At 68.3% G+C, this 25,845-nt stretch carries 25 protein-coding genes; 15 read left to right on the top strand and 10 right to left on the bottom strand.

All coding sequences use genetic code 11. The annotated features are described in order from the left end of the window. Positions 1-43 precede the first annotated feature (43 nt). The 4 genes from ACFWX1_RS11725 to ACFWX1_RS11710 all read right to left on the bottom strand — a co-directional run bounded on the left by ACFWX1_RS11725 (position 44) and on the right by ACFWX1_RS11710 (position 3,547). Positions 44-1,243 carry a DUF222 domain-containing protein gene (locus tag ACFWX1_RS11725; protein ID WP_378386358.1) on the bottom strand — a complete coding sequence of 400 codons (1,200 nt, stop codon included), beginning with the start codon at positions 1,241-1,243 and terminating at the stop codon, positions 44-46. A 323-nt stretch (positions 1,244-1,566) separates the two neighbouring features. Next, on the bottom strand, positions 1,567-1,962 hold the full coding sequence (locus ACFWX1_RS11720) for a GNAT family N-acetyltransferase (protein ID WP_378386357.1): 396 nt from the start codon (positions 1,960-1,962) through the stop codon (positions 1,567-1,569). 49 nt (positions 1,963-2,011) lie between these two features. After that, the gene (locus ACFWX1_RS11715; RefSeq protein ID WP_378386355.1) at positions 2,012-2,431 is read right to left on the bottom strand and encodes a GNAT family N-acetyltransferase; all 420 of its coding nucleotides are present in this window, start codon (positions 2,429-2,431) and stop codon (positions 2,012-2,014) included. 72 nt (positions 2,432-2,503) lie between these two features. Continuing rightward, positions 2,504-3,547 (bottom strand): MBL fold metallo-hydrolase, encoded by a 1,044-nt coding sequence (locus tag ACFWX1_RS11710; protein WP_378386353.1) that lies wholly within the window; start codon positions 3,545-3,547, stop codon positions 2,504-2,506. Between the two features lie 234 nt (positions 3,548-3,781). On the opposite strand from ACFWX1_RS11710, the gene ACFWX1_RS11705 reads away from it, so the two are divergent. From ACFWX1_RS11705 to ACFWX1_RS11690, 4 genes are all read left to right on the top strand, one after another. Beyond that, positions 3,782-4,819 (top strand): methionine synthase, encoded by a 1,038-nt coding sequence (locus tag ACFWX1_RS11705; protein WP_378386351.1) that lies wholly within the window; start codon positions 3,782-3,784, stop codon positions 4,817-4,819. A 70-nt stretch (positions 4,820-4,889) separates the two neighbouring features. Continuing rightward, positions 4,890-5,597 (top strand): hypothetical protein, encoded by a 708-nt coding sequence (locus ACFWX1_RS11700; RefSeq protein ID WP_378386350.1) that lies wholly within the window; start codon positions 4,890-4,892, stop codon positions 5,595-5,597. 11 nt (positions 5,598-5,608) lie between these two features. Continuing rightward, positions 5,609-7,792 carry an NAD-dependent DNA ligase LigA gene (ligA, locus tag ACFWX1_RS11695; protein WP_378386348.1) on the top strand — a complete coding sequence of 728 codons (2,184 nt, stop codon included), beginning with the start codon at positions 5,609-5,611 and terminating at the stop codon, positions 7,790-7,792. After that, positions 7,785-8,279 carry a GNAT family N-acetyltransferase gene (locus ACFWX1_RS11690; protein WP_378386346.1) on the top strand — a complete coding sequence of 165 codons (495 nt, stop codon included), beginning with the start codon at positions 7,785-7,787 and terminating at the stop codon, positions 8,277-8,279. The genes ligA and ACFWX1_RS11690 overlap by 8 nt, the downstream gene beginning before the upstream one ends. 39 nt (positions 8,280-8,318) lie before the next feature. Here ACFWX1_RS11690 and ACFWX1_RS11685 read toward each other — a convergent pair whose 3' ends face one another. Next, complete coding sequence (locus tag ACFWX1_RS11685; protein WP_378325212.1) at positions 8,319-8,972, bottom strand: amino acid-binding protein; 654 nt, start codon at positions 8,970-8,972, stop codon at positions 8,319-8,321. Between the two features lie 220 nt (positions 8,973-9,192). On the opposite strand from ACFWX1_RS11685, the gene gatC reads away from it, so the two are divergent. From gatC to ACFWX1_RS11660, 5 genes are all read left to right on the top strand, one after another. After that, on the top strand, positions 9,193-9,492 hold the full coding sequence (gene gatC, locus ACFWX1_RS11680; RefSeq protein ID WP_345399821.1) for an Asp-tRNA(Asn)/Glu-tRNA(Gln) amidotransferase subunit GatC: 300 nt from the start codon (positions 9,193-9,195) through the stop codon (positions 9,490-9,492). After that, positions 9,489-11,009 carry an Asp-tRNA(Asn)/Glu-tRNA(Gln) amidotransferase subunit GatA gene (gene gatA / locus ACFWX1_RS11675; RefSeq protein WP_378386344.1) on the top strand — a complete coding sequence of 507 codons (1,521 nt, stop codon included), beginning with the start codon at positions 9,489-9,491 and terminating at the stop codon, positions 11,007-11,009. Before gatC ends, gatA begins: the two co-directional genes overlap by 4 nt. Further along, positions 11,009-12,514, top strand: a complete 1,506-nt coding sequence (gene gatB / locus ACFWX1_RS11670) for an Asp-tRNA(Asn)/Glu-tRNA(Gln) amidotransferase subunit GatB (protein ID WP_378386342.1) — start codon at positions 11,009-11,011, stop codon at positions 12,512-12,514. The genes gatA and gatB overlap by 1 nt, the downstream gene beginning before the upstream one ends. 9 nt (positions 12,515-12,523) lie before the next feature. Continuing rightward, positions 12,524-13,033 (top strand): hypothetical protein, encoded by a 510-nt coding sequence (locus tag ACFWX1_RS11665; RefSeq protein WP_378386340.1) that lies wholly within the window; start codon positions 12,524-12,526, stop codon positions 13,031-13,033. A 173-nt stretch (positions 13,034-13,206) separates the two neighbouring features. Then, complete coding sequence (locus ACFWX1_RS11660) at positions 13,207-14,352, top strand: Gfo/Idh/MocA family protein (RefSeq protein ID WP_378386509.1); 1,146 nt, start codon at positions 13,207-13,209, stop codon at positions 14,350-14,352. An 11-nt stretch (positions 14,353-14,363) separates the two neighbouring features. Here ACFWX1_RS11660 and ACFWX1_RS11655 read toward each other — a convergent pair whose 3' ends face one another. Then, a complete protein-coding gene (locus tag ACFWX1_RS11655) occupies positions 14,364-15,581 on the bottom strand; it encodes a PQQ-dependent sugar dehydrogenase (protein ID WP_378386338.1) in 1,218 nt (405 codons plus the stop codon). Positions 15,582-15,646: 65 nt separating this feature from the next. Between ACFWX1_RS11655 and ACFWX1_RS11650 the strand changes: the two genes are divergently transcribed. Further along, on the top strand, positions 15,647-16,555 hold the full coding sequence (locus ACFWX1_RS11650; protein ID WP_378386336.1) for a 2-hydroxyacid dehydrogenase: 909 nt from the start codon (positions 15,647-15,649) through the stop codon (positions 16,553-16,555). 84 nt (positions 16,556-16,639) lie between these two features. Continuing rightward, the gene (locus ACFWX1_RS11645) at positions 16,640-17,170 is read left to right on the top strand and encodes a DoxX family protein (protein WP_378386507.1); all 531 of its coding nucleotides are present in this window, start codon (positions 16,640-16,642) and stop codon (positions 17,168-17,170) included. Positions 17,171-17,214: 44 nt separating this feature from the next. On the opposite strand, the gene ACFWX1_RS11640 is transcribed toward ACFWX1_RS11645, so the two are convergent. The 3 genes from ACFWX1_RS11640 to ACFWX1_RS11630 form a co-directional block, all read right to left on the bottom strand. Continuing rightward, positions 17,215-18,066, bottom strand: a complete 852-nt coding sequence (locus ACFWX1_RS11640) for a phosphotransferase (RefSeq protein WP_378386335.1) — start codon at positions 18,064-18,066, stop codon at positions 17,215-17,217. A gap of 31 nt (positions 18,067-18,097) precedes the next feature. Further along, positions 18,098-19,942, bottom strand: a complete 1,845-nt coding sequence (gene ilvD / locus ACFWX1_RS11635; RefSeq protein WP_378386333.1) for a dihydroxy-acid dehydratase — start codon at positions 19,940-19,942, stop codon at positions 18,098-18,100. Positions 19,943-20,014: 72 nt separating this feature from the next. After that, positions 20,015-20,509: a PH domain-containing protein gene (locus ACFWX1_RS11630; RefSeq protein ID WP_378386331.1), complete on the bottom strand. Its 495-nt coding sequence runs from the start codon at positions 20,507-20,509 to the stop codon at positions 20,015-20,017. 360 nt (positions 20,510-20,869) lie between these two features. On the opposite strand from ACFWX1_RS11630, the gene ACFWX1_RS11625 reads away from it, so the two are divergent. The 4 genes from ACFWX1_RS11625 (at position 20,870) to ACFWX1_RS11610 (ending at position 24,831) form a co-directional block, all read left to right on the top strand. Beyond that, on the top strand, positions 20,870-22,729 hold the full coding sequence (locus ACFWX1_RS11625) for an acetolactate synthase large subunit (RefSeq protein WP_378386329.1): 1,860 nt from the start codon (positions 20,870-20,872) through the stop codon (positions 22,727-22,729). Beyond that, positions 22,729-23,235: an acetolactate synthase small subunit gene (gene ilvN / locus ACFWX1_RS11620; protein ID WP_345399851.1), complete on the top strand. Its 507-nt coding sequence runs from the start codon at positions 22,729-22,731 to the stop codon at positions 23,233-23,235. Before ACFWX1_RS11625 ends, ilvN begins: the two co-directional genes overlap by 1 nt. 43 nt (positions 23,236-23,278) lie before the next feature. After that, complete coding sequence (gene ilvC, locus ACFWX1_RS11615) at positions 23,279-24,292, top strand: ketol-acid reductoisomerase (protein WP_086842286.1); 1,014 nt, start codon at positions 23,279-23,281, stop codon at positions 24,290-24,292. 239 nt (positions 24,293-24,531) lie between these two features. Then, on the top strand, positions 24,532-24,831 hold the full coding sequence (locus ACFWX1_RS11610) for a DUF397 domain-containing protein (RefSeq protein WP_378386327.1): 300 nt from the start codon (positions 24,532-24,534) through the stop codon (positions 24,829-24,831). Here the strand turns inward: ACFWX1_RS11610 and ACFWX1_RS11605 are convergent. After that, positions 24,828-25,721, bottom strand: a complete 894-nt coding sequence (locus ACFWX1_RS11605; protein ID WP_378386326.1) for a nuclear transport factor 2 family protein — start codon at positions 25,719-25,721, stop codon at positions 24,828-24,830. The genes ACFWX1_RS11610 and ACFWX1_RS11605 overlap by 4 nt on opposite strands. Positions 25,722-25,845 lie beyond the last annotated feature (124 nt).

The raw sequence follows: 25,845 nt of genomic DNA, 5'->3' as shown, positions 1-25,845 counted from the left end.
ATGGCCGCTCCAAACGCGTAGTGATCGTGGCTATCCGCCGCCTTCACCGGTGCTGAGGACCGCCAGGCGGGGAATCCGGACGCGGATCGTGGAACGGCGGAACAGAACTCCGTTGGGTTCTTCCGGTCGGGGTGGTGATGGTGAGGCTGTCGTCCGGCGACACCTCATAATGCCAGTCGGCCCGACGTTTCAGCCGACGGTGACGAGGGCAGAAGGTCACCGGCTTCGTCGACGTCGTGTCGGCGCCGGCCTCGCTTCGGGAGCGAGTGTTTTCGATTTTGCAGTTCTGCGCCGGCCTTGTGCAGCCGGGCTGCCTGCATTCTCGATCGCGGACGCGGACGAACTCGTCCATGTCGGGAGTGGGCCGGTAGCGGGTGCCTCCGAGCTCGAGCATCTGCCCACTCAGCGGATCGGTGATGATCCGTCGAAGCGCTGTATCCGGCCCCGCGGCGATACGGCGAGCGAGCGCCGCGGGGATGTGGCCGTGACCTGCCATCTCGACAGGATCGTTGTTGAGGCCGAGGTAGGTAGCGAGGTCCATGTACAGAAAGACTTCTGCGCGTTCCTCACCGCCGCCGTCGTCGTTGAGCAGCAGATCCAGCGCGACGTCGGTTCTCAACTGGTCCAATGTGCGTTCTTCGTCGGGAGTCTTCAGGGCACGCGCGGCCTGGTCGAGCCGAAGATAGGCCGCTGTCGCCTTCTCAGCGGGTGCGTTGTCGATGGACAGGCGTGAAACCCCCGAAGCGCTGTGGTTCAGCACCACACGCCGCTCGGAGCGTCGTCGTGCGCCACGCTGGGCGGCGCCATTGGGGTCCACCTTCGTGGCGGCGTGAGTGGTGGCTTTCCGAACCTGATTGGCGTTTTTACCGGGCAAACGGCTCGCCAAGATCACGTCGACGATAGCCGCGTGCTCATCAGAGAGCCATGAGGTGGCATCCGTGACCTTCATGGCGCGAAAGAGGTCGAGCGTGCCTTCGTCCATCAGTTGCAGCGTGCGCGGCAGCCGGGTAGTGAGAACTTCGGCGGCGGAGATCACCGCGCTCGCATGTTGTTCCGTTATGGACAGGATGGAGGAGAGTTCGGCCACCACGCTCTGGGAGTCCCGGTTGCGCCGATTGAATTCGGCGACGCAGCGGAGTTGCAGAGCCTGTAGCCGGGCTATTTCCGTGTCTGTCTCCTCGACGATCTGCAGAATTGCGTCGTCTTGCATGCGCCGCAGGACGCTGGGGTCCGTGCGGATCATTCGTCGCAGAAAGGCCGAGCTTGCCGGATCTTCGCGTTCTCCTGTGTCCCTGGTGTCGCGCAGGGGTCGCGGTGAAGGTGTCATGTCGGCGACCGTACGCCATGAAGAAGACGAAAAAACGCGAGTGGAAGGAAAAAGTCGGAAAATGGTGCGAACGGTCCGCTCGTGCCATCAATTTATTGACTTGTCGCAGCGGAGAGGTCATCCTGGCCCCGCCCTCTGACACATTGGGCGAATCCCTTGTCCGCGACGGCGAAGGGCAAAATGACATCGGACTTGAGGACGGAGGCCGCATGCCGAGCACGCTTGCCATGCCGGAGCGTTCAGAGCGCGAGCTTGAAACCCGTGTGACTCGCGACAAAACCAAGCCGCTCGTAGAAGCGGTGTGCGTTCACCCGCGAGACGTCCGAGGTCAGCTGCACCAGCGCGCAACCCCGTTGGCGGGATTCCGCGACAGCCCAGCGAATCAGCCTGCCGCCGAGACCGGAACCACGATGGTCGCCGCGGACCCGGACTGCCTCGATTTGGCCACGACGCGCTCCCTTGCGGGCCATACCGGGGATGATCGTCAGCTGAAGCGTTCCGACCGGCTCGTCCTCGACGGCGGCGACGATGAGGAGCTGATTCGGATCGTGTTCGATCTCGTCGAAGGCCCGGAGATACGGAACGAGGTCGTCAACCGAGTCTCGGGTGGCTCCGAGCTGGTCGTCGACGATCATGCGAACGATGGCTTCGACGTCGTCGCGTCGCGCTGGGCGGATCTGCGGATCACTCACGTGGCGAGTATCCCAGTGAACGAGTGAACCCTTGATAGCTGTGTTCGAATCCGAACCGAGCGTAGTAGCCGCTCAGATCTCCCCGCGCGAGCCCGGAATCCAGGTGGAGCCTGGTGCAACCGCGTTTGGTGGCTTCCTTGATCGCCCAGGCCAGCAGTGCGCTCGTCACGCCCCGGCGAGTGGCTCGGACGCCTTCGACGAGCCCTCGTGGCATGCCTTGCCAGGACAAACCCCGGAGTATCGTCAGTTGCGCTGTGCCGACGATGCCGTGATCGTCCTCCGCCACGACCAGCGCGACCCGAGAGTCGGCGTCAAGCAGTTCGAAGGCGTCGAGCAACGGTTGAGCGGGCACCTGGAAGAGCGCGGCGACCGCTGCGATGTCCGCTCGCCGTGCTCGCCTGATGACTTCCATCTCGACCAGTATGCAAGGAAGCCCAAGCCCGTGGCCAAGAGCCGGCTACTCCAGAGGGAAAGACCTACCCGCTCAGGGCGCCGAGTAGTGCCTTACTTCATCGACGTCGTGAGCGGCAAGTTTGCCCTGCGAAACAAGCAGGTCCAGGTGAGCGGCTGTTTCCAGAACGGCGAGCATCTGGTTGAACGCGTCCATTTCGGACAGTTTGCGGCGGCGGCGCGTCCAGCCCAGACGAGAGGCGATCTCGAAGGCTGTGCTCGCACCGGCTAAAGCTTGCCGGCCCATGGTCTCGAGTCGTTGCCGGTGGTGTTCCAGCAACTCGTCGACGCGGGTGTGCACGCTGTCGGTGACCGGGCCGTGCGCGGGCAGCAGCCGTCGGTCGGGCATACCCCGGACGAGCCGCAGCGAGTCGATGTAGTCGTTCAGCGGCAACTCGGCGGGAACAGGCTGGAAGCCGATCGAGGGAGTGATGTGTGGTAGTACGTGGTCACCGGAGAACAGCAGGCCGCCCGCGCCATCGACGAAGACGACGTGTCCGGCGGTGTGTCCCGGCGTGTGGACGATTTCGAGTTCGCGTCCGGGCATGATCGTGCGGCGACCAGGCAGGAGCCACTCGTCCGGCGCTTCCCACAGATCGGCTTCGTGGTGTCGCACGTCGGTGCCGAACAACCGTGCCAACGCTTCCACCACCGCGTCGGCTCCGCAACGGCGGAGAAGGTGGACCTGAGGAGCCATCGGCAGCCGCTCCGGATTGGCGGAGGCTTTCAGAGAGGGTTCTTCTCCCTGGCCCAGCGCGACTTTCATGCCGAACTCGCGGCGGAGGGCCACAGCTTGGGTGTAGTGGTCGCGGTGGACATGCGTCACCAAGAACTCGGTGACATCCGCGAATCCTGCGCCGATTCCCGCCAAAGCGGCGGCAAGCAGTTGCCTGGCCTCGGTCAGTGCCCAGCCCGAGTCGATCAAGGCCAGCTTCGTGCCGTCGGTGACCGCGTAGACGTTGACCGCTCGGAGCGCGTCGTCGGGAAGTGGCAATGGAATCCGGTAGACGCCGGGCGCGACCTCGTAGATCCCGGGCTCCGCCCAGTTCCGGTTGCTGTTGTCGGGCAACGGCTCCACGGCAACCTCCGTCCCGGCAGGACGTCGATGTCCTGACCATTTCTCACCTTGAGCCGTGGGGAGCCCGGTGTCTACCGGGACGTGATGAGACACCGGTCACTCGGAAGCGGTGCCGAATCGGTGCCGTGACGGGGGCGCCGGGCGTGGGATCCGGGTCCGGGCGGCGGCTCCGTGAACTGGGTGGGGGCGGGGCGCTCTGTGGTGATCGGAGCGCTTCGGCCAGAATCAGGGGTCGTGAATCAACCTGTTTGGCCAGTCGCCGCCGCCACCGGGATCGGTTCCATGCCGGGGACCGATCCCGCCGAGGCGGCTGCCGTCGTGTTCGGCGAACTGCCGGGGTTTCCGCACCTCCCGGAACTGCCCGCGCGTGGCGTCGGGGCCGACCTGCTCGGCCGTACGGCGTCGATGCTCGTCGATCTCGCCGTCGAGGTGGTACCGAGCGGCTACCGTGTCGCCGCCAGGCCCGGCCACGACCATCGGCGCGGTACCGATCTGCTTCGCTGGGATCTGGACGCGCTCCAGGAGGCTCGAGAGAAAGCCGGTGCCGCACCACCGGTGATCAAGGCTCAGCTCGCCGGGCCATGGACGCTCGGAGCGGGCATCGAACTCGCTCGTGGTCACCGTGTGCTCACTGATCGTGGCGCCCTTCGGGACTTCGTGTCGTCCATGCTCGAAGGGCTAACCGGACACGTCGCCGAGATCACCGCACGCACCGGTGCCCCCGTTGTCGTGCAGTTCGACGAGCCGTCATTGCCGGCTGTCCTTGCCGGGGGACTGCCGACTCCCTCCGGCTACGGCAACGTTCCGGCTGTGCCCGAGCCGGAGGCCCGCGACCTGCTGTCGACGGTTGTCGAAGGTGCCGCGAAGATCACGGGGCAGCCCGTAATCGTGCATTGCTGCGCGGCGCGGCCGCCGCTCGCGCTGCTGCGCGCGGCGGGGGCCGCGGCCATCGCCTTCGACCTATCCGCCGTCGATGAAACATCGGCCTCGTTGCTCGACGAGATCGGAGAGACGTGGGACAGCGGCGCTACCTTCTTCCTCGGACTTGTTCCCACCACTGATCCCGGCACTCGGCCCGGCCTGCGTGACGTCGCGGAGCCTGCGCTCGAACTGGTCGACAGGCTCGGATTCAACCGCGGCGTTCTCGCCGAACGTGCTGTGCCGACTCCGGCCTGTGGTCTTGCGGGAGCCACCACCGAGTGGATGCGTCGCGCCCTTTCCCTCACCCGTGATCTCGGCAGGGCATTCGCCGAACCGCCCGAGACCTGGTGAACGGCAGACGGCGGCCCGGCCGGACGCGTAGCGTGTCGGGGAATCCGATCGAACGAGGACTCTTCGAGACATGCGCTTGTTCCGCCGCCGTCGTAGCGAAACCGCTGAGCCGCCCGACCCACGCACGGCGTGGCCAGACCAGCCGATCCCGGACGACGCCGGAGCGGCGGCCGAGGAGTTCTGGCGCGGATGGTTCGAGTTGCTGCCCCAGGTCAGCGCCGCGCTGGGGGATCAGGAGCCGCACCGCGTCGAGCACGACCTGTGTCAACTGGTCGAGGCGCTGCACCCGCGACTGCACTTCTCCCTCGAACGTGGACAGCGGGCGATCTACGCGCTGGTGGTCACCGGCCAAGAGGATCCCGAACTACGGCCTTACACCGATGCGTGGAAGGCCGCCGCGCCGCCCGACGACACGATCTGGGAGTACCACGACTCCGTGCCGCCGGTCCCCGATCCGAGCGGGGTGACGGTCAACTTGGGTGAGCACCAGATCTCGCTCGCCGACGTCCGGGTAGCTGCTCAGGTCGACGAATCCGCCGCGGTCGTCGACGTCGCTGTCTTCCACCCGGCCTTCGCCGAACTCGACGCCGGAGCGCGGACCACGATGACGTTCCTGCCGCTCGATGCCACGCTCGGTGAGCGTGTCGCCGCGGAACGGCTACGTCGTGTCGAGACCGCGGAGGCCGAGCCCGAGGCCGCCATCACCCTCCTCGAACTCCGTGACCTGGTCCGAACGCTGAGCAGCCAGCCGGGCGAGAATGTCGGTGGCTCCGGCTAGGGTTACTACCCGTGAGCACCGAGCTTCCCCAGGACCAGATCACCGACCAGGCCGCCCCGGACGCCGCGGAGGACGTCACGGAGGTTCCGGCCGAGGTCCGTGAGCGGCATGCCGCGCTCGCCGAAGAGGTTCGCGGCCACCAGTTCCGGTATTACGTGCTGGACGCTCCCATCGTCTCCGATGGCCAGTTCGACGAGTTGCTCGCCGAACTGCAGCGGATCGAGGACGCTCATCCCGGCCTGGTCACGCCCGACTCACCGACCCAGAACGTCGGCGGCACGTTTTCCACGGAGTTCGTGGCACACGACCATCTCGAGCGCATGCTCAGTCTCGACAACGTCTTCGACACCGACGAGTTCCTCGCCTGGGTCGAGCGGGTGGAGAAAGAGATCGGGAGTACCGAGTACCTCGCCGAGCTGAAGATCGACGGTCTCGCCGTGAACCTGCTGTACGAGAACGGTCATCTCACCCGTGCGCTCACACGGGGTGACGGGCACACCGGCGAGGACGTGACGCTGAACGTGCGCACGCTCGAGCAGGTCCCGGAAACGCTTACCGGCACCGAGCAGTTCCCGGTTCCGGCACTGGTCGAGATCCGCGGAGAGGTGTTCTTCCGGGTCGAGGACTTCCTCGAGCTCAACGCGAAGATGGTTGAGGCGGGAAAACCGCCGTACGCGAACCCGCGCAACACGGCGGCGGGATCGCTACGACAGAAGGATCCACGGATCACGCGGGAGCGGCGGCTGCGGCTGATCTGCCACGGGCTGGGCCGTCGCGAAGGCTTCGAACCCGGGCGCCAGTCCGAGGCATATGAGGCATTGGCCGCGTGGGGGCTCCCGGTTTCACCGCACAGCAAGGTCCTGCGGTCGGCGAAGGAACTCACCGATCACATCACCTACTGGGGCGAGCACCGGCACGACGCCGAGCACGAGATCGACGGAGTCGTGATCAAGGTCGACCAGGTTTCACTGCAGCGCAGGCTGGGCACGACGTCGCGGGCGCCACGGTGGGCGATCGCCTACAAGTACCCGCCGGAAGAAGCCATCACGACGTTGCTCGACATCCAGGTCGGTGTCGGCCGCACCGGCCGGGTCACGCCGTTCGCGGTGACCGAACCGGTCAAGGTCGCCGGTTCGACGGTGGCCAGGGCGACGCTGCACAACCAGGAAGAGGTCAAACGCAAGGGCGTGCTGATCGGCGACCGGATCGTGCTCCGGAAGGCCGGCGACGTCATCCCCGAGGTGCTCGGACCGGTCGTGGAGGCTCGTACCGGTGAAGAACGTGAGTTCGTCATGCCCACCGAATGCCCGGAGTGCGGCACCGAGCTGGCGTACCAAAAAGAGGGCGATATCGACATCCGTTGCCCGAACACCCGGTTCTGCCCGGCACAGCTGCGGGAACGGCTGTTCCACCTGGCGGGGCGAGGTGCCTTCGACATCGAGGTGCTCGGTTACGAGGCCGCGGTGGCGCTGCTCGACGCGCGTGTCGTCGCGGACGAAGGCGATGTGTTCGACCTCGACGAGGAGAGCCTGGCCGAGGTCGAGCTCTTCCGCACGAAGGCAGGGGAGCTGTCGGCCAACGCACGCAAGCTGCTGGCGAACCTCGACGCGGCCAAGGACCGGCCGTTGTGGAAGGTGATCGTCGCACTGTCGATCCGGCACGTCGGGCCGACCGCAGCGCAGGCGCTGGCCAGGGAATTCGGTTCGCTGGAGCGGATCGAGCAGGCCAGCGAGGAGGAGTTGTCCGCGGTCGACGGCGTCGGTCCGACCATCGCGCAAGCCACCCGGGAGTGGTTCGAGGTCGGTTGGCACCGCGAGATCGTCGAAAAATGGCGACGCGCCGGGGTGCGGATGGAGGAGGAGCGTGACGAGTCCATCCCGCGCACTCTGGAAGGGCTTTCCATCGTCGTCACCGGTTCGCTCGACACCTTCTCGCGCGACGAGGCCAAGGAAGTGATCATGGCTCGCGGCGGCAAGGCGGCCGGCTCGGTGTCCAAGAAGACCGCGTTCGTCGTGGTCGGGGACGCGCCCGGTTCGAAGTACGACAAGGCTGTCCAGCTCAAGGTTCCGGTGCTCGACGAGGCAGGTTTCCAGGTGCTGCTCGACTGCGGCCCGGACGCGGCCGTGGAGGTGGCGTTGCCGACGGACGGCGACGAGGCTGGGAGCGGAACAGGGGAGGCGAAAAGCGATGAGTGACGTCGAGATCCGCGCACCGCGCCGGGACGAGTTCGGCGCGGTGGGTGAACTCACCGTGGCGGCGTACCGGGACGACGGCTACCTCGGTGTCGAGCCGCGTTACGAGGCAGATCTGCGGGACGTCGAGGGCCGCGCCGCCCACAGTGAGCTGCTGGTCGCCGTGGACGGTGCCGGGGCTCTGCTGGGCTCGGTCGTCATCGTGCACCCGGACACCGAGCTTGCCGAGGTGTCCCGTACCGGCGAGCTGGAGTTCCGCATGCTCGCCGTCGCCTCAGCTGCACGAGGCCGGGGCATCGGCGAAGCGCTGACCAGAGCCGTCGTGGAGCGCGCACGGGAGCTCGGGCGTACCAGGGTGGTGCTGAGCAGCCAGGCCGGGATGAAAGCAGCGCATCGCCTCTACGACCGAATCGGGTTCACGAGGCTTCCCGAGCGCGACTGGCAGCCTCTCCCACACGTCACGCTCGTCGCGTATGGGCTGACGCTGTGAAGAGACTCACGCGGCGGCGATAGCAAAGGTCCCTTGCTGTCAGCCGTCCAGCACGACCGCGACGATCCCGGCGAAATGCGCGAGCCGGGCGACCTCGGCGGCACGGAAGTTCGGGCCGCCGGGGCGGGCCACGAGCAGCGCCTTGCCGGGCTTGCCCAACGGCGTGGCGGCGAGTTCGGTGCCCAGTTCCTTCCAGGTCTCCGGCACCCAGGTGTCCTCGCCGTCCAGGACTGTCGCGCGTTCGAGCGGCAGCCACGGGAGGTCTGTGATGGGTGTCTCGGGCGCCGCGCTGGACGAGGACAGGCGTCGTGCGCCCGCGTCGGTGTGTTCGACGACGACGGCCCAGCCTGCCCGGATGATTCTCGGCACACCCTCGGCGAGGATCTCCAGCCCGGACTTCGGCTGCGCGGCGATGTCTTCGACGAGTTCCAGTTCGCGATGTGTGTCCAGCACACCCGCGTAGGGGCGGACGGCGTCCACCGCGACGCCTTCGACGCTCTCCGCGGCGGTGATCAGGGCGTCCGGCAGACGGCCCGACGGCAGTTCGACCACCAGGTCGTCGACGGCGACGCCGTTGCCGCGTTCGACCACGTCCACGCTGAGGATGTCGGCGCCGACCGTGCCGAGCGCCGTGGCCACCGCACCCAGGGTTCCCGGACTGTCCGGAAGCAGGACCCGGATCAGGAACGACACCACGCGCCCCTCTCACCTCTGGCGTTCCAGCCTCGCCGTGGAACGCGTTTGCCGGGCGCCGATTGTGACAGACGGGACCGCGGACCGGGACCCGCTGTCCGCCGAGCGGGATTTCCGCCCATGGCCTGCCCGGCATAACCCAGTCGAGTCCGCCGACGCCGTCACCATAGACTTGCAGCTTCCGAGAGAACCCGCACAGCACAACCCGGGAGTCACCCGCGTGCCCAACATTTCCCGAGACGAGGTCGCGCACCTCGCGAAGCTGGCCAGGCTGGCCGTGACCGACGACGAACTCGACGTCTTCGCCGGCCAGCTGGACCAGATCCTGGACTCGGTGGCCAAGGTGAGCGAGGTCGCCGCCGAGGACGTCCCGCCGACCTCGCACGCCGTGCCGCTGACGAACGTCTTCCGTGACGACGTCGTCCGTCCCGGGTTGAGCCAGCAGCAGGCGCTGGCCGGTGCGCCGGCCGCCGAAGAGGGCCGTTTCCGGGTGCCGCGGATCCTGGGGGAAGAGCAGTGACGGACACCGAGCTGATCAAGAAGACCGCCGCCGACCTCGCCGGGCTGATCCACCGTCGCGAGGTGTCGGCCGCCGAGGTCACGCGGGCCCACCTGGACCGCATCGCCGAGGTCGACGACCACGTCCACGCGTTCCTGCACGTGGACACCGAGGGCGCGCTCGCCGCGGCCGACCAGGTCGACGAGGACGTCGCCAACGGGACGCCCGTTTCGCCGCTGGCCGGGGTCCCGCTCGCGCTCAAGGACGTGCTGACCACCAAGGGCATCCCGACGACCTGCGGGTCCCGCACGCTCGAGGGCTGGCTCCCTCCGTACGACGCCACCGTGACGCGCAAGCTGCGCGAGGCCGGCGTCGTGGTGCTGGGCAAGACCAATATGGACGAGTTCGCCATGGGCTCGTCCACCGAGAACTCGGCCTTCGGCCCGACCCACAACCCGTGGGACCACGCCCGTATCCCGGGTGGCTCCGGCGGCGGTTCGTCGGCGTCGATCGCGGCGTTCGAGGCCGCGCTGGCCATCGGCACCGACACCGGTGGTTCGATCCGCCAGCCGGGCGCGGTGACCGGGACTGTCGGGGTCAAGCCGACCTACGGCGGTGTCTCCCGCTACGGCCTGGTGGCTTTCTCGTCGTCCCTGGACCAGGCCGGTCCGTGTGCTCGCACCGTCCTCGACGCGGCGTTGCTGCACGAGGTCATCGCCGGATACGACCCGCTGGACTCGACGTCCATCGACGCGCCGGTGCCCGCGGTGGTGGCCGCGGCCCGCGAGGGGATGAACGGTGACCTCAAGGGTGTGCGGGTCGGCGTGGTGAAGGAGTTCGGCGGCGACGGCTATCAGCCGGGTGTGCTGCGGTCCTTCGAGGCCGCGGTCGAGCAGCTGCGCGCGCTCGGCGCCGAGGTGGTCGAGGTCTCCTGCCCGCACTTCACCTACGCGCTGCCCGCTTACTACCTGATCGCGCCGAGCGAGTGCTCCTCGAACCTCGCCCGGTTCGACGCGATGCGCTACGGCCTGCGTGTCGCCGACGACGGCACGCACAGTGCCGAAGAGGTCATGGCGCTGACCCGCGAAAAGGGGTTCGGCGCGGAGGTCAAGCGACGCATCATCCTCGGCACCTACGCGCTGTCGTCCGGTTACTACGACGCTTACTACGGATCGGCGCAGAAGGTCCGCACGCTCATCACGCGCGACTTCGACAACGCGTTCGAGAAGGTGGACGTGCTCGTTTCGCCGACAACGCCGACCACAGCGTTCAAGATCGGTGAGCGCGTCGACGACCCGATGGCGATGTACCTGTCGGACATCTGCTCCATCCCGTCCAACCTGGCGGGCAACGCCGCCATGAGTGTCCCGAGTGGACTGTCCCATGAGGACGGTCTGCCGGTCGGCCTGCAGATCATGGCCCCGGCGCTCGCCGACGACCGGCTCTACCGCGTCGGCGCCGCCTACGAGGTCGCGCGTGACGCCGCGGCTGGAGGATCGCTGGTACACCAGGTGCCCGAGCTGGGAAGGAAGGCCTGATGACTGCCGTGGCCGAGCTGATGGACTACGCCGAGGTCGTCACCCGGTTCGACCCGGTGCTCGGGCTCGAGGTGCACGTCGAGCTCAACACCAGGACCAAGATGTTCTGTGGCTGCGCGAACGTCTTCGGCGGTGAGCCGAACACGAACGTCTGCCCGACCTGCCTCGGCCTGCCCGGCGCGCTGCCGGCGGTCAACGGCAAGGCTGTCGAGGGTGCGATCCGCATCGGCCTCGCGCTGAACTGCGAGATCGCGGAATGGTGCCGGTTCGCCCGGAAGAACTACTTCTATCCGGACATGCCGAAGAACTTCCAGACCTCGCAGTACGACGAGCCGATCGCCTTCGACGGCTATCTCGACGTCACCCTCGACGACGGCGAGGTCGTGCGGGTCGACATCGAGCGCGCGCACATGGAGGAGGACACCGGCAAGTCGCTGCACGTCGGCGGCGCGACCGGCCGGATTCACGGTGCCGAGCACTCGCTGCTGGACTACAACCGGGCCGGGGTGCCGCTGATCGAGATCGTCACCAAGCCGATCGTCGGCACCGGCGAGCGGGCACCCGAGGTCGCCCGCGCGTATGTGACGGCGCTGCGTGACCTGCTGCGCGCGCTGGGCGTGTCGGACGTCCGGATGGACCAGGGCTCGCTGCGGTGCGACGCGAACGTCTCGCTGATGGCCAAGGACGCCGCCGAGTTCGGCACGCGGACCGAGACCAAGAACGTCAACTCGCTGCGCAGCGTCGAACGCGCCGTCCGCTACGAGATGACGCGGCAGGGCGCGATCCTCGCCGAGGGCGGGAAGATCAAGCAGGAGACCCGGCACTTCCAGGAGGCCGACGGCACGACGTCGCCGGGGCGCACCAAGGAGACCGCCGAGGACTACCGGTACTTCCCGGAGCCCGACCTCGTCCCGATCGCGCCCTCGCGCGAATGGGTCGAGGAGCTGCGCGCCACCTTGCCGGAGATGCCTTCCGAGCGGCGCAAGCGGATCCAGGCCGAGTGGAACCTGACCGACGAGGCCCTGCGTGACCTGCTCAACGTCGGCGCGGTCGAACTCGTCGCCGCCACGGTCGAGGCGGGGGCGGCGCCGGACGAGGCTCGCAGCTGGTGGGTCAACACGCTGGCGCAGGAGGCCAACGCTCGCGAGGTCGAACTCGGCGATCTGGCCATCACGCCGGCCCAGGTGGCCGAGGTGATCACGCTGGTCAACTCCGGCGAGCTGACGAACAAGCTGGCCAAGGAGGTCGTCCAGGGCGTGCTCGCCGGCGAGGGCGAACCGCGCGAGGTCGTGGACAAGCGCGGCTTGAAGGTCGTCTCCGACGACTCGGCGCTGCTCGCCGCCATCGACGAGGCGCTGGCGGCGCAGCCGGACATCGCCGAGAAGATCCGCGGCGGCAAGGTCGCCGCGGCGGGCGCGATCGTCGGCGCGGTCATGAAGGCCACGAAGGGACAGGCCGACGCCAAGCGCGTCCGGGAACTGATCATCGAGCGCGTCGGTTCCTGAGGGGCCTGAGTGTCCTTCTCGGTCAAGCGCGTCACGTGGCGCGAGTGGCTCGGCCTCGTCGCCGGGCTGCTCGCGCTCGTGGCGACCTTCCTGCCGTGGACCACACTGAGCACCAGCCGTCCCGACGTCGAGGACGCGCTGAAATCGCTGCCCCACGACGACGTTGTGCGTGACGCGTGGAACTCGGACTTCTTCTCCTGGTTCCCGCCGCTCCTCCTGCTCGCCGCCGGGTTGGCGGTGGCACTGTTCGGGCAGATCCGTAAGGTCCGGATCAGCGGCCTTCCCCAGCTGTGGCTCGTTGCCGTCGCCGCGGTGCTGGTGCTCATGCTCATCGGCTGGGTGACGAACGACTGGCAGTTCACCGCCGACCAGCGGGGGCTCTTCGACGCCGGGGGCATCGTCATCGGCCTCGGCTACGGCCGTTATCTCGGCCTCGTCGCGGCGCTCGTGTCCTTCGTCGTTTCGATTCTCGATATCCGCGCGGCACGGGCGGAGAGCAGGATGCCTCGCCGTCGCTGACCCATTGTGGTGGTCGGGATACGACAATGGCCGTAATCTGAGAAAGCGCTTTCTCAGGAGGCTCTCAGCGCGTTCCGGCAGCCGGGAAGTTTCCGGGACGCGGGCCCGGCCGTCCGTAGGGTGAACGGTTGGTCCAGTCGCGCCGTCGTCGCCGAACGGAAAGGCGGAAAATGATGAACCAGCCCGAACTGGGTGTCCTGCTCAACGGGGTCACCGGCCGGATGGGCTACCGGCAACATCTGCTGCGGTCGGTGCTGGCCATCCGGGAGCAAGGCGGTGTGGAACTTCCCGATGGATCCCGTGTGCGGCTGGTGCCTGTTCTCGCGGGACGCAATGCGGCGAAGCTGGCGGAAATGGCCGAGCGGCACGGAGTGGATCGGTGGACGACCGATCTCGACACCGCGCTTTCCGACCCGGACGTGCACATCTACTTCGACGCGCAGTTGACATCGGCCAGGGAACCGTGGGTGCGCAAAGCGATCGCCGCGGGCAAGCACGTATACGCCGAGAAGCCGCTCGCGGAATCATTGCCGCACGCGGTGGAGCTGGCGGGGCTGGCCCGCGAAGCGGGGATCTGCCACGGCGTGGTGCACGACAAGCTCTTCCTGCCCGGACTGCGGAAGCTGCGGAGGCTGATCGACGGCGGATTCTTCGGCCGGATCCTGTCCGTCCGCGGGGAGTTCGGGTACTGGGTGTTCGAGGGCGACTGGCAGTCCGCGCAGCGTCCGAGCTGGAACTACCGGGCCGCGGGCGGCGGCGGGATCGTGCTCGACATGTTCTGCCATTGGAGTTACCTGCTGGAAAACCTGTTCGGCCGAGTCACCGCGGTGACCGCGAAGGCCACAACGCACATTCCACGACGTTGGGACGAACAAGGCGAGCCTTACGCCGCCACGGCCGACGACGCCGCGTACGGGATTTTCGAGCTCGAGCCGGGCACGATCGCGCAGATCAACTCGTCCTGGTGCACCCGCGTCTTCCGGGACGAGCTGGTCGAGTTCCAGGTCGACGGCACCGAGGGAAGCGCTGTCGCCGGATTACGGCGATGCCGTGTCCAGCACCGGTCGGCGACGCCGAAACCGGTGTGGAACCCGGACGTCCCGGCGACCGAACGTTTCCGTGACCAGTGGTCCGAAGTGCCGGACAACGGCGAGTTCGACAACGGGTTCAAGGCTCAGTGGGAAGAGTTCGTCCGTGACGTCGCCGCGGAACGGCCACACCGCTACGACTTCTTCGCCGCGGCCCGTGGCCTCCAACTGGCCGAAGCGGGACTGACCTCGTCGGCGGAAGGCCGCCGCGTCGAGCTGAAACCGCTCTGACCAGGCCGGGGCTAATCCTTGCCCTGGCCGCCGTTGACCGACGCCGGGGTGATGATCACGACCCGGTCGTCACTGGACACGGGGTTCCCGCCGTCCTTGTTGACTGTTCCGGCGACGGCGATCTGCGGGTTGATCATGCTCATCCCGGCCAGTTTGCCGTAGGTGAGCGGCGGCTTCCCGGTCTTGCCGTCGAGGGTCACCGACGGCTTGCCGCCGACCGAGCCGTCGGGCTTGACCGGGAGGTTCTGCATGTTCCCCGCGCCCGACGTCGCGATGGCGAGGAAGCCGTTCGCGTCCACGAAGTCGGCACAGCCGGCGACGCCGGGCTTGTCCGGCCACGACCACGCGGGCGCGGTGAGCGACTGGCCGGGCTGCAGGCGGTAGATGACGTCCTTGTCACCGAGGCGATCGGTGGCCCACAGGCGCCCGCCGTCGGCCGACGAGCACAGCCCGCCCGGCGCGTGCAGGCCGCTGGCGAACATGGCGGTACCGGTCGGGTTGCCCGGCGCGGCCTTCCCGGAGGTGTCGATGCGCAGCACCTTCCCGGCGAGCGAGTTCGGGTCGGCCGCGGCCGCCGCGTTGCCCGCGTCCCCGGTGGCGACGAGCAGCGCGCCCTTGCCATCCGGGAGCAACGCGCCGCGGTTTCCGGTCGCGCCCTTCGGGATTCCGGTCAGTACCGGCTTCGGCGCCTGGCCCCTGGCGAACCGCACCACGCGGTTGTCCGACGGCGTCGTGACGTAGGCGAAGACGAGTTGGTCTTCGGCATAACCCGGCGACAGCGCCAGCCCGGTCAGGCCACCGTCACCGGCGGCGTCGACGTCGAGTTTCGCGAAGTCCGCGGCGCTCTTGCCCGCACTGGCCAGGAGTACCCGGCCGGATTTCCGCTCCCCGGCCAGCGCGCTGGGGGCGGATCCGTCCCCAGGCAGCCCCGCGACCGCGGAAACCGTGTCCAGACAGGTCGCGAGAACCGCCTTGTCGAAGTCCTTGCAGCCCTGCGGTGGCGGGACGGGTGTCGGCTGTCCCGGCTGGCCCTTTTCGTTCTTGTCGCCGGCCCCGCCGGGCCCCTGGATCGACGGAGGAGCTTCGGGGCTGGGGCGTGGTGCGGGGGTGAACGTCTGTCCCGCGCCGGTGCCCGGCCCATCGAACCGGGCGCAGCCGGAGAGCAGCAGACCGCCGCAGGCCAGCAAAGCCAGCGGCGAAGACCACATCCGCCGGAACCGGGTACGCACGATTACCAAGCCTAGGTGGCGATACGTGAGCCACAGGTAAGCGGTAGGCGTATAACGTGGTGATCATGAGCCTTACGGTGCTGGTCCCCGACGACGAAGGCGTGGCAGTGCTTTCCGAGGTAGCCAGGGTGCGGGCGGTGCGCTATCTGTGGGGCGAGCCGACACCGCCCGAGGCGGCCGATGCCGAAGTCCTCATTCCCGGCAGACACCGTGCCGGTCCCGAGCTGTGGGGCGAGGTGCCGAACGTCAAGCTCATCCAGCTGCTCACGGCAGGCGCGGAGGACTGGGTCGGCAAGGTCCCCGACGGCGTGCTGCTGTCCACCTGCCGTGGCGCACATGGCGGCAGCACGGCCGAATGGGTGGTCGCGGTCCTGTTGTCGATTTATCGCGAGCTCGACGTCTTCGCCGCCGGACAGCGCGAAGGGCGGTGGGACCGGCAGACCACCGACACGCTGCAGGGCAAGCGCGCGCTGATTGTCGGTGCGGGCGATCTCGGGCAGCACCTGCGCCGCCGGCTCGAACCGTTCGACGTCCGCTGCACGATGGTCGGCATGTCGGCGCGCGAGGGCGTCCACGGTGTCCACGAGCTGCCCGATCTGCTCGGCTTGCACGACGTGGTCGTGCTGATGGTCCCGCTGACCTCGCGTACCCGGGGAATGGTGGACGAGGAGTTCCTGGCGGCGATGACGGACGGCGCGGTGCTGGTCAACGTCTCCCGTGGCTCCGTGGTGGCGACGGACGCGCTCGTCGCCGAGCTGGCGACGGGCCGGTTGCGTGCCGCGCTCGACGTCACCGATCCGGAGCCGCCGCCCGCCGATCACTCGCTCTGGAAGGTGCCGGGACTGCTGCTGACCCCGCATGTGGGCGGCGCGGTGCGCGGTGGCCGTAGCCGCTCCTACGCGGTGGCGGCGGCGGAGATCGCGCGGTATGCCGGGGGTGAACTGCCGAACAATCTCGTCCGAGGGGAGTACTGACCGGCGATCCGGGTCGCGGGAGTGTGACGTATCCCCTAACCTGCGCGCGTGAGCAGTGAAGCTGACGACTACCAGAACACCAGTATCTTGTCCGGCGTGGAGGACACTGACGACGAATCGCGTTCGGGCGGGTCCGATCTGGGGCTGCTGGTACTCCGGCTCGCTCTCGGCGTGATCATGGGTGCCCACGGGCTGCAGCACTTGTTCGGCCTCTTCGGCGGTCCGGGCATCGGCGGGTTCGCGCGGGCGCTCGAGATGTTCGGCTACCACAAACAGACGACGCTGCTTTCGTGGATCACCGGGATCACGGAGGTCGGCGGTGCCGTGCTCGTGGTCGCCGGGCTGTTCACCTGGCTGGGTGCCGCGGGGCTGCTCGGGGTGGCCGCCAACATCGTGTACGCGAAGTTCCACGGCGGGTTCTTCCAAGGCCAGGGGCAGGGCTTCGAGTTCGAGCTGCTGCTGGGCGCCGTCGCGCTGGCGCTGCTCTTCACCGGCTCCGGCCGGTTCGCGCTGGACCGCAACACCCCGTGGCGCAAGCGGCCGTTCCCGTTCGCCGTCGGCGGCGTGCTGCTGGCGGCGGCCGCGTCGGTCGTCGTCATCGTGCTGACCCGTTAGCCCAGGTCAGGGGCCGTTGCCGAATTTCGGCGACGGCTTGTTCGTCATGCCGGGCCGTCGAGGACCTTCGCGAGCATCATGCGGCCGTGGGCCTCGAACGCCGGGTCTTCGTGTTCGTGTGCCCAGACGATGGTGCTGACCGCGGAGTAGGCGTTGTAGGTCCGGAACAGCGCGAGGTCCGCGGCGGAGGGACGGCGGCCGTAGCCGGCGAGGAACGCCTCGCGCAGGTCCGGCCGGGTGACCCACTCGTCGAAGTGGAGCCGGTACAGATCGGCCATCCACACATCGCGTTCGACGCGGCCGAGGTCGATGAAGCGGACCACCCCGACGTCGTCGATCAGCCAGTTTCTCGGCTGGTTGTCCCGATGGCACGGCACCACCTCGGGCGGTGGCAGCGCGACGAGCTCCCGCAACGCCCGGCCGGTGAACGCCACACCCTCGGCGGGCACCAGCCCGTCGGCCCGGGAGACGACGTCCTCGAACTTGCGCAGCAGCCGCGCGCCGAACTCCGGATCGGCTTCCGGCGGGGCGACTTCGTGCAGACGCCGGGTGAGCGCCCCCGCCTGGAAGTGGACGTCGGGGGAGAGCTCGTCTGGGTGCCCGAACAGGAGCTCACCGGGCAGCCGGGAGAGCAGCAACAGCCGCAGCTCGTCATCGTGGTGGATCAGCTCGGGGACGTAGCCGTTCAACGGCGATGCCCAGCTCAGGTAGGCGTCGCGCTCCCGCACGTAGTTCCGCTCCTGGCGGATGGTTTTCGCGATCCACTCGCGCCCGTCGGCTCCGCGAAGCGCGAGGACCGTGGCCTCGCCGTGTGGCCACGAAAGGTCCGCGACGACGTCGCAAGGGCCGACTACCCGGGCGCAGCGCTCGGCGACCTCCGAGAACACCGTGGTCACTCGATCATCGTAGGCCGCCGAGCGAGCCGTTCTACTTGTTCGGGTCGCGGACGGCGCCGGTGTCGGCCGAGGTCGCCATCCGGGCATAGGCCCGTAGCGCGGCGGTGATCGGGCGCTGCCGCTCCTTCGGCTGCCACGGCCGTTCCGAGGCCTCCATCTTCGAGCGCCGCTCGGCCAGCACCTCGGCGTCGACGAGCAGTTCGAGCCGGCGCTCGTGGACGTCCAGCAGGATCCGGTCGCCGTTCTCGACGAGCCCGATCAGGCCCCCGGCGGCGGCCTCCGGCGAGATGTGCCCGACCGAGATGCCCGACGAGCCGCCGGAGAAGCGGCCGTCGGTGATCAGCGCGCACTTCTTGCCGAGCCCGGAGCCCTTGAGGAACGCCGTCGGGTGCAGCATCTCCTGCATGCCCGGCCCGCCCGCGGGGCCTTCGTAGCGGATCACCAGCACCTCGCCGGGCTGGATCTCCTTCTTGAGGATCGCGGAGACGGCTTCCTCCTGGCTCTCCAGCACCCGGGCGGGGCCTTCGAAGTGCCACAGGTCCTCGTCGATGCCCGCGGACTTGATCACCGCGCCGTTCTCGGCGAGGTTGCCGCGCAGGATCGCGAGTCCGCCGTCCTTGGTGTAGGCGTGCTCGACGTCGCGGATGCAGCCATCGGCCGCGTCGGTGTCCAAAGAGGACCAGCGGGCGTCGGTGGAGAACGCCTTCGTGGTCCGCACCCCGCCGGGTGCCGCGTGGAACAGCTCCAGTGCGGCCGCCGACGGATCCTTCGCGCGGATGTCCCACTCGGCCAGCCACGACTCGAGGTCCGGCGAGTGCACCGAGTGGACGTCGGTGTGCAGGAGCCCGCCGCGGTACAGCTCACCGAGGATCGCCGGGATTCCGCCCGCGCGGTGGACGTCCTCCATGTGGTAGTCGGAGTTCGGCGCGACCTTGGACAGGCAGGGCACGCGTCGCCCGATTTCGTCGATGTCGGTGATGGTGAAGCCGACCTCGCCCTCCTGCGCGGCGGCGAGGATGTGCAGCACGGTGTTCGTCGAACCGCCCATGGCCATGTCGAGCGCCATCGCGTTCTCGAACGCCTTCTTCGTCGCGATCGAGCGGGGGAGGACCGAGTCGTCGTCCTCGCCGTACCAGCGCTTGCACAGGTCGACGACCGTGCGTCCGGCGTTCTCGAACAGGGCGCGCCGCGCGGCGTGCGTCGCCAAGGTGGAGCCGTTCCCCGGCAGCGAGAGGCCGAGCGCCTCGGTCAGGCAGTTCATCGAGTTCGCGGTGAACATGCCCGAACAGGAACCGCAGGTCGGACACGCGGACCGCTCGACGATCCCCAGCCCGTCCTCGTCGACCTCGCTGTTCGCCGACGCCGCGATCGCGGTGATCAGGTCGGTGGGTGCCTGCGCGACCCCGCCGACCACGACCGCCTTCCCGGCCTCCATCGGCCCGCCGGAGACGAACACGGTCGGGATGTTCAGCCGCATCGCGGCGTTGAGCATGCCGGGGGTGATCTTGTCACAGTTGGAGATGCACACCAGCGCGTCGGCCTGGTGGGCGTTGACCATGTACTCCACCGAGTCCGCGATGATCTCGCGCGAGGGCAGCGAGTACAGCATCCCGGAGTGGCCCATGGCGATCCCGTCGTCGACGGCGATCGTGTGGAACTCACGCGCGACGCCGCCCGCTTCGGCCACCGCCTCGGCCACGATCTCGCCGAGGTCCTTGAGGTGCACGTGCCCCGGCACGAACTGGGTGTACGAGTTGGCGATGGCCACGATCGGCTTGCCGAAGTCGCTGTCGGTCATCCCGGTGGCCCGCCACAGCGAGCGCGCGCCCGCCGCGTTGCGGCCGTGGGTGGTGGTCCGGGAACGGAGTTGAGGCACGGCGTTCTCCCAGGTGGAGGTGGATGGACCAGCAGGGGGTTCGGGAGGCCCGCAAAACTGGTCCTACCAATTCTACTCCTGGGTCGCCGCCCCGGAAGGGCCGGTCTCGGTCGGCTTGTCCGCGGCGGGCTTTCCGGGCGACGGCTCTTCGTTGTCGAGCAGTCCGCTCGGGTCGGCCACCAGGCCCTCGCTGACCAGCGACAACACCGGGAGATGCCGGGTGCGCACGGTCGGCAGCGTGACCTGGGTGTCGTCCTTCAGGACGGCACGCACCCGCGCCTTCTTCGTGATCGCGAGGCCCTTCAGCGACGACCACGGAATGTCGCGCTTGCCGAACATCGTGCGGATCGCCAGCCCCTGCCGGGTGGCCACCGTGCGGGTCCGGAGCACGAAGACGAACAACGCGATCGGGGCGAGGTAGAGGAACTCGAGCCCGGGGATCTCGCCCAGTGCGATAGGGGTCACACACACGGTGAGAAGGGCGATCGCCGCGTACGCGGTGCCCGGGATCTTGAAGACGGCCGTCCGGCCCTCGTCTGCCTGGTTGCGCTGCTCTTTTTCGGCCACGACCAAGATGGTGCACGCCCGCGCGCGAGGGCTCGAAAGCGGGTGCCGGGCACCGCCGGGACGTCCACCATGCGGAACGTCCGTCCCGCAGAGTTGACACCTCGCCCGAGGGCGGATTACGGTCTGCCACGTGACAACGCAGACCGGCCTCGTACTTCCCAAGCGCGTCGACGCTTAGGAAGTCTCCGCTGCGTCGACGCGCGACCCTCGTGCGACCAATCGGTCGGCGGGGGTTTTTTGTGTTTGGACACAGCGTGTTCAAACACAGCCATGTTCCGACGCAGCGTGGCCCGGAGCCAGTTCCACCCCCGCAGCACTACCCGAACGAGTGACACACCGAGACCCACGAGGCAGAGACCGATGACCAGTGCCACCTCGCGCAGCGACGCGAAGCCCGGGCCCACAGCGCCCGGTGTCCCAGGAGCACGTCCGAAGCCGGCACCGCCGGCGGGAACCCCGGTAAGGGTCACGGGCGCCCAGTCGCTCGTGCGCTCGCTCGAAGCGGTCGGCGCCGAAGTCGTGTTCGGCATTCCGGGCGGGACCATCCTGCCCGCCTACGACCCGCTGCTCGACTCGACGAAGGTCCGCCACGTCCTGGTCCGGCACGAGCAGGGCGCCGGGCACGCCGCGACCGGGTACGCGCAGGCGACCGGCAAGGTCGGCGTCTGCATGGCCACGTCCGGTCCCGGCGCGACGAACCTGGTCACGCCGCTGGCCGACGCCAACATGGACTCGGTCCCGGTCGTCGCCATCACGGGGCAACAGACCCGTGCGCTGATCGGCACCGACGCGTTCCAGGAAGCCGACATCTGCGGCATCACCATGCCGATCACCAAGCACAACTTCCTGGTCACCGACCCCGCGGACATCCCGAGGACCATCGCCGAGGCCTTCCACATCGCCGCCACGGGCCGCCCCGGCCCGGTCCTGGTGGACATCCCCAAGGACGTCCTGCAGGAGATGACGTCCTTCTCGTGGCCCACCGACCTGCGGCTGCCCGGCTACCGGCCGACGCTGCGCCCGCACGGCAAGCAGGTCCGCGAGGCCGCGCGGCTCATCGCCAAATCCCGGCGACCGGTGCTGTACGTCGGCGGCGGGGTCATCAAGGCGGAGGCGTCGGAGCAGCTGCGCGAGCTGGCCGAGCTGACCGGCATCCCGGTCGTCACGACGCTGATGGCGCGCGGCGCGTTCCCCGACTCGCATCCGCAGCACCTGGGCATGCCGGGTATGCACGGCTCGGTCGCCGCGGTCGCGGCGATGCAGCGGGCGGACCTCTTGATCGCGCTCGGTGCCCGCTTCGACGACCGGGTCACCGGCCAGCTGTCGTCGTTCGCGCCGGACGCCGCGATCGTCCACGCGGACATCGACCCGGCCGAGATCTCCAAGAACCGCAAGGCCGACGTGCCGATCGTCGGGGACTGCAAGGAGATCATCGGTGAGCTGATCGCCGCGGTCGGCGCGGAGCAGGAGCACGGCAAGCCGGACCTGGCCGACTGGTGGACGCAGCTGAACGACTGGCGCGACAACTACCCGGCGGGCTACGAGTGGCCCGACGACGGGTCGCTGTCGCCGCAATACGTCATCGAACGGATCGGTGAGCTGGTCGGACCGGACGCGGTGTACGCGGCGGGCGTCGGACAGCACCAGATGTGGGCCGCGCAGTTCGTCAAGTACGAGAACCCGCGCACCTGGATCAACTCCGGCGGCCTCGGCACCATGGGCTTCGCCGTGCCCGCGGCGATGGGCGCGCAGTTCGGCGTCCCGGACAAGCAGGTGTGGGCGATCGACGGCGACGGCTGCTTCCAGATGACCAACCAGGAGCTGGCCACCTGCGCCATCGAGGGCGCGCCGATCAAGGTCGCGGTCATCAACAACGGCAACCTCGGCATGGTCCGCCAGTGGCAGAACCTGTTCTACTCCGAGCGGTACTCCAACACCGATCTCGGCACGCACAAGCACCGGATCCCGGACTTCACCCTGCTCGCCGAGGCGCTCGGCTGCGCGGGCCTGCGGTGTGAGACCCGCGAGGACGTCGATGCCACCATCCGCCGCGCGATGGAGATCAACGACCGCCCCGTCGTGATCGACTTCGTCGTGGGGAAGGATGCCCAGGTGTGGCCGATGGTCGCCGCCGGCACCGGGAATGACGAGATCATGGCGGTGCGCGGGATCCGGCCGCTGTTCGATGACGACGACGTCAGCGCGGAAGGAGAACACTGATGAGCGTGCACACGCTGAGCGTGCTGGTCGAGAACAAGCCAGGCGTGCTCGCCAGGGTGTCCGGGTTGTTCTCCCGCCGCGGTTTCAACATCGAGTCCCTCGCCGTCGGGCCCACGGAGAATCCCGAGGTGTCCCGCATGACGATCGTGGTCGCCGTTGAAGAGCTACCGCTCGAACAGGTGACCAAACAGCTCAACAAGCTGGTCAACGTGATCAAGATCGTGGAGCTGGAGCCGTCGACCGCCGTGCAGCGCGAACTGCTGCTGGTGAAGGTCCGTGCCGACGCCACCGTGCGCAGCCAGGTCCTCGAAACGGTCCAGCTCTTCCGCGCCAAGGTGGTGGACGTCTCGCCGGAGGCGCTCACCGTCGAGGCGACCGGGACCTCGGACAAGATCGGCGCGCTGCTGCGGATGCTGGAGCCGTACGGCATCCGGGAGCTCGTGCAGTCCGGCATGGTCGCGGTGGGACGCGGGGCCCGCTCGATCACCGCCACTTCTCCCCGCTGATCCCCACAGTTTTGTGCAGTCAGGAAAGGAAGCAGTAACCCCCATGGCAGTGGAAATCTTCTACGACGACGACGCCGACCTCTCGATCATCCAGGGACGCAAGGTCGCTGTCATCGGCTACGGCAGCCAGGGCCACGCCCACTCGCTGAGCCTGCGCGACTCCGGCGTCGACGTCCGCATCGGCCTGCCCGAGGGGTCCAAGTCGCGGGCGAAGGCCGAGGAGCAGGGCCTGCGCGTGCTCACCCCGGCTGAGGCCTCGGCCGAGGCCGACCTGATCATGATCCTGGCGCCGGACACCAAGCAGCGCTTCATCTACGAGCAGGACATCGCGCCGAACCTCAAGGACGGCGACGCGCTGTTCTTCGGCCACGGCTTCAACATCCGCTACGACCTGATCAAGCCGCCGTCCAATGTGGACGTGGCCATGGTCGCGCCGAAGGGCCCCGGCCACCTGGTTCGCCGCCAGTTCGTCGACGGCAAGGGCGTCCCGGCACTGATCGCGGTGGAGCAGGACGCCTCGGGCAACGCCCAGGCGCTCGCGCTGTCCTACGCCGCGGCCATCGGCGGTGCCCGCGCCGGTGTCATCAAGACGACCTTCACCGAGGAGACCGAGACCGACCTCTTCGGCGAGCAGGCCGTGCTCTGCGGTGGCGCGTCCGCGCTGGTGCAGACCGGTTTCGAGGTGCTCACCGAGGCCGGCTACGCCCCGGAGATCGCCTACTTCGAGGTGCTGCACGAGCTGAAGCTCATCGTCGACCTCATGTACGAGGGCGGCATCGCGCGTCAGCGCTACTCGATCTCCGACACCGCCGAGTACGGCGACCTGACCCGCGGCCCGCGCGTCATCTCGCCCGCGGTCAAGGAGGAGATGAAGAAGATCCTCGGCGAGATCCAGGACGGCACGTTCGCCCGTGAATGGGTCGCCGAGGACGAGGCGGGGCGCCCGAACTTCACCAAGCTCGAGGAGCAGGGCAACCAGCACCCGATCGAGGCGACCGGCAAGAAGCTGCGCGACCTGATGTCCTGGGTCGACCGGCCGATCACCGAGACCGCCTGAGTTTCCCGGTTGTTCCGTGAAGGCCTCCTTCACAGCGCTCAATGCTGTGAAGGAGGCCTTCACGGCGTTTCGGGGTCGTAACAACGGCATCCGACGATCGCCCGAAGAGAGCAGGGGACCTTTGCTGTCGTTCGGTGGGTGGGCAGATACGCTGGCACCATGAGCGACGCTTGCGAGCGAATCATGGATGTCATGCGCCAAAAGGAATTGGACGCTGTCTCGCGGAGCGAGGCGATCGCATGAGCGAGCAGCCGGTCGACGACAAGGCGCACATCCGGCATGAGCTGGACCTGAGCGAGGCCGCCTGGATCCGCGCCGAACCCGAGGGTGTCACGCTGGACGACTGCGTCGAGTACGCGTTCGTCCCGCACACCGACGGTGTCACCTACGTGGCCATGCGCCAGTCCTCGAAACCCGACGGCGTGATCCTCGTGTTCACCCCCTCGGAATGGGACGCCTTCGTCGCCGGGGTCCGCGACGGCGAGTTCGATCTGCCCGAGGACCTGGAAGAACCCGCCCCGGCGAGCGAGAAGCGCTAGGCGGCCGCTCGCGCCGCGAGGTCGTCGAGGCGGCTGGTGGCGGCCGCGAGCGCGAGGTGGTCGCCGTAGTCGCGGGATTCGACGATGAGTCCGTTCCGCACCCGCAGCACGAAGACGTTCGCCACCTGGAACGCCGTGCCGATCCCGGCGCGACCCTGGTAGGCGAACTCGCCGATGACCACCTCGGGGTCGGTGCTCTGGTGGGTCACCAGGTCCCGCGCTTCGATGTCGATCTCCATCGTTGAGCCGATCGAGAAGTGCTCCCGCAGGTCGTCGCGGCTCCGCAGTACCGGCGCCCCCGGCAGGAACGGGTGTGTCACGTGGGTTTCCGGCGCGTAGAGATCGGGAAGTTCGGCCCATCGCCCGTCCGAGACGCCGTAGACGAGCCGCTCGAACACTCCACGCGGGCTGTCCGGCGCCGCGTCCGAAGCGGGTCGCGGCGGGAGTGGCGTGGTTTCCCTTGTGGCGTCGGCGAATCCGGCCTTGAGCGCGTCGAACGCGTCCTGGGCGACGGCGAACTTCAGGAAGTCGTGGTAGTCGCGGGAGTGCGTGATCAGCCCGTCGCGCACCCGCAGCATCTGGATGTTGGCCGCTTCGAACGTTTTCCCGGTGTTCAGCGCTTTCCCGGAGTACGCCCATTCGGCGACGATCACCTCCGGATCGGTCGTCTCGTGCACGACGGTGTCGTGGCGGTGCAGCCGGAGCGACGCGGCGAGCGGGCTGGTGAACCGTTCGTGCAAGGCGTCGCGGCCCTCGATGCGGCCGGGGACCGGTGGTTGTTGCGGATGTTCGACGACGGTGTCTTCGGCGTAGAGCGCGGAGAGTTCGTCCCAGCGGGCCGCGGTGATGCCGTCGGACAGCTGGTCGAACACCTCGCGGGGTGTGGTCACGGTTCCTCCCAGACAGATAAACGGAGTGGGGGGGGGGGGTTTTAAAAAAAGAGAAAGCGCCCCCCGGTGTGGGGGTGGGTTTAAAAAAAAACAACCCCCCCCGCCAGAGGGGCGGGGGGGGTGT

Origin of the sequence: Amycolatopsis sp. NPDC059021 (assembly GCF_042739895.1) — a bacterium.
Classification (GTDB): Bacteria; Actinomycetota; Actinomycetes; order Mycobacteriales; family Pseudonocardiaceae; genus Amycolatopsis.
This window is presented reverse-complemented; position numbering and strand designations above follow the sequence as displayed.

Bases quoted from the DNA above. Each gene is read 5' to 3' on its own strand.
- ACFWX1_RS11660 (WP_378386509.1), top strand. From the start codon at position 13,207: ATGAACCAGCCCGAACTGGGTGTCCTGCTCAACGGGGTCACCGGCCGG.
- ilvN (WP_345399851.1), top strand. From the start codon at position 22,729: ATGAGCGTGCACACGCTGAGCGTGCTGGTCGAGAACAAGCCAGGCGTG.
- ilvC (WP_086842286.1), top strand. From the start codon at position 23,279: ATGGCAGTGGAAATCTTCTACGACGACGACGCCGACCTCTCGATCATC.
- ACFWX1_RS11700 (WP_378386350.1), top strand. From the start codon at position 4,890: ATGCGCTTGTTCCGCCGCCGTCGTAGCGAAACCGCTGAGCCGCCCGAC.
- ACFWX1_RS11720 (WP_378386357.1), bottom strand. From the start codon at position 1,962: ATGATCGTCGACGACCAGCTCGGAGCCACCCGAGACTCGGTTGACGAC.
- ACFWX1_RS11690 (WP_378386346.1), top strand. From the start codon at position 7,785: ATGAGTGACGTCGAGATCCGCGCACCGCGCCGGGACGAGTTCGGCGCG.
- ACFWX1_RS11715 (WP_378386355.1), bottom strand. From the start codon at position 2,431: ATGGAAGTCATCAGGCGAGCACGGCGAGCGGACATCGCAGCGGTCGCC.
- ACFWX1_RS11650 (WP_378386336.1), top strand. From the start codon at position 15,647: ATGAGCCTTACGGTGCTGGTCCCCGACGACGAAGGCGTGGCAGTGCTT.
- ACFWX1_RS11610 (WP_378386327.1), top strand. From the start codon at position 24,532: ATGAGCGAGCAGCCGGTCGACGACAAGGCGCACATCCGGCATGAGCTG.
- ACFWX1_RS11725 (WP_378386358.1), bottom strand. From the start codon at position 1,243: ATGATCCGCACGGACCCCAGCGTCCTGCGGCGCATGCAAGACGACGCA.
- ACFWX1_RS11625 (WP_378386329.1), top strand. From the start codon at position 20,870: ATGACCAGTGCCACCTCGCGCAGCGACGCGAAGCCCGGGCCCACAGCG.
- gatB (WP_378386342.1), top strand. From the start codon at position 11,009: ATGACTGCCGTGGCCGAGCTGATGGACTACGCCGAGGTCGTCACCCGG.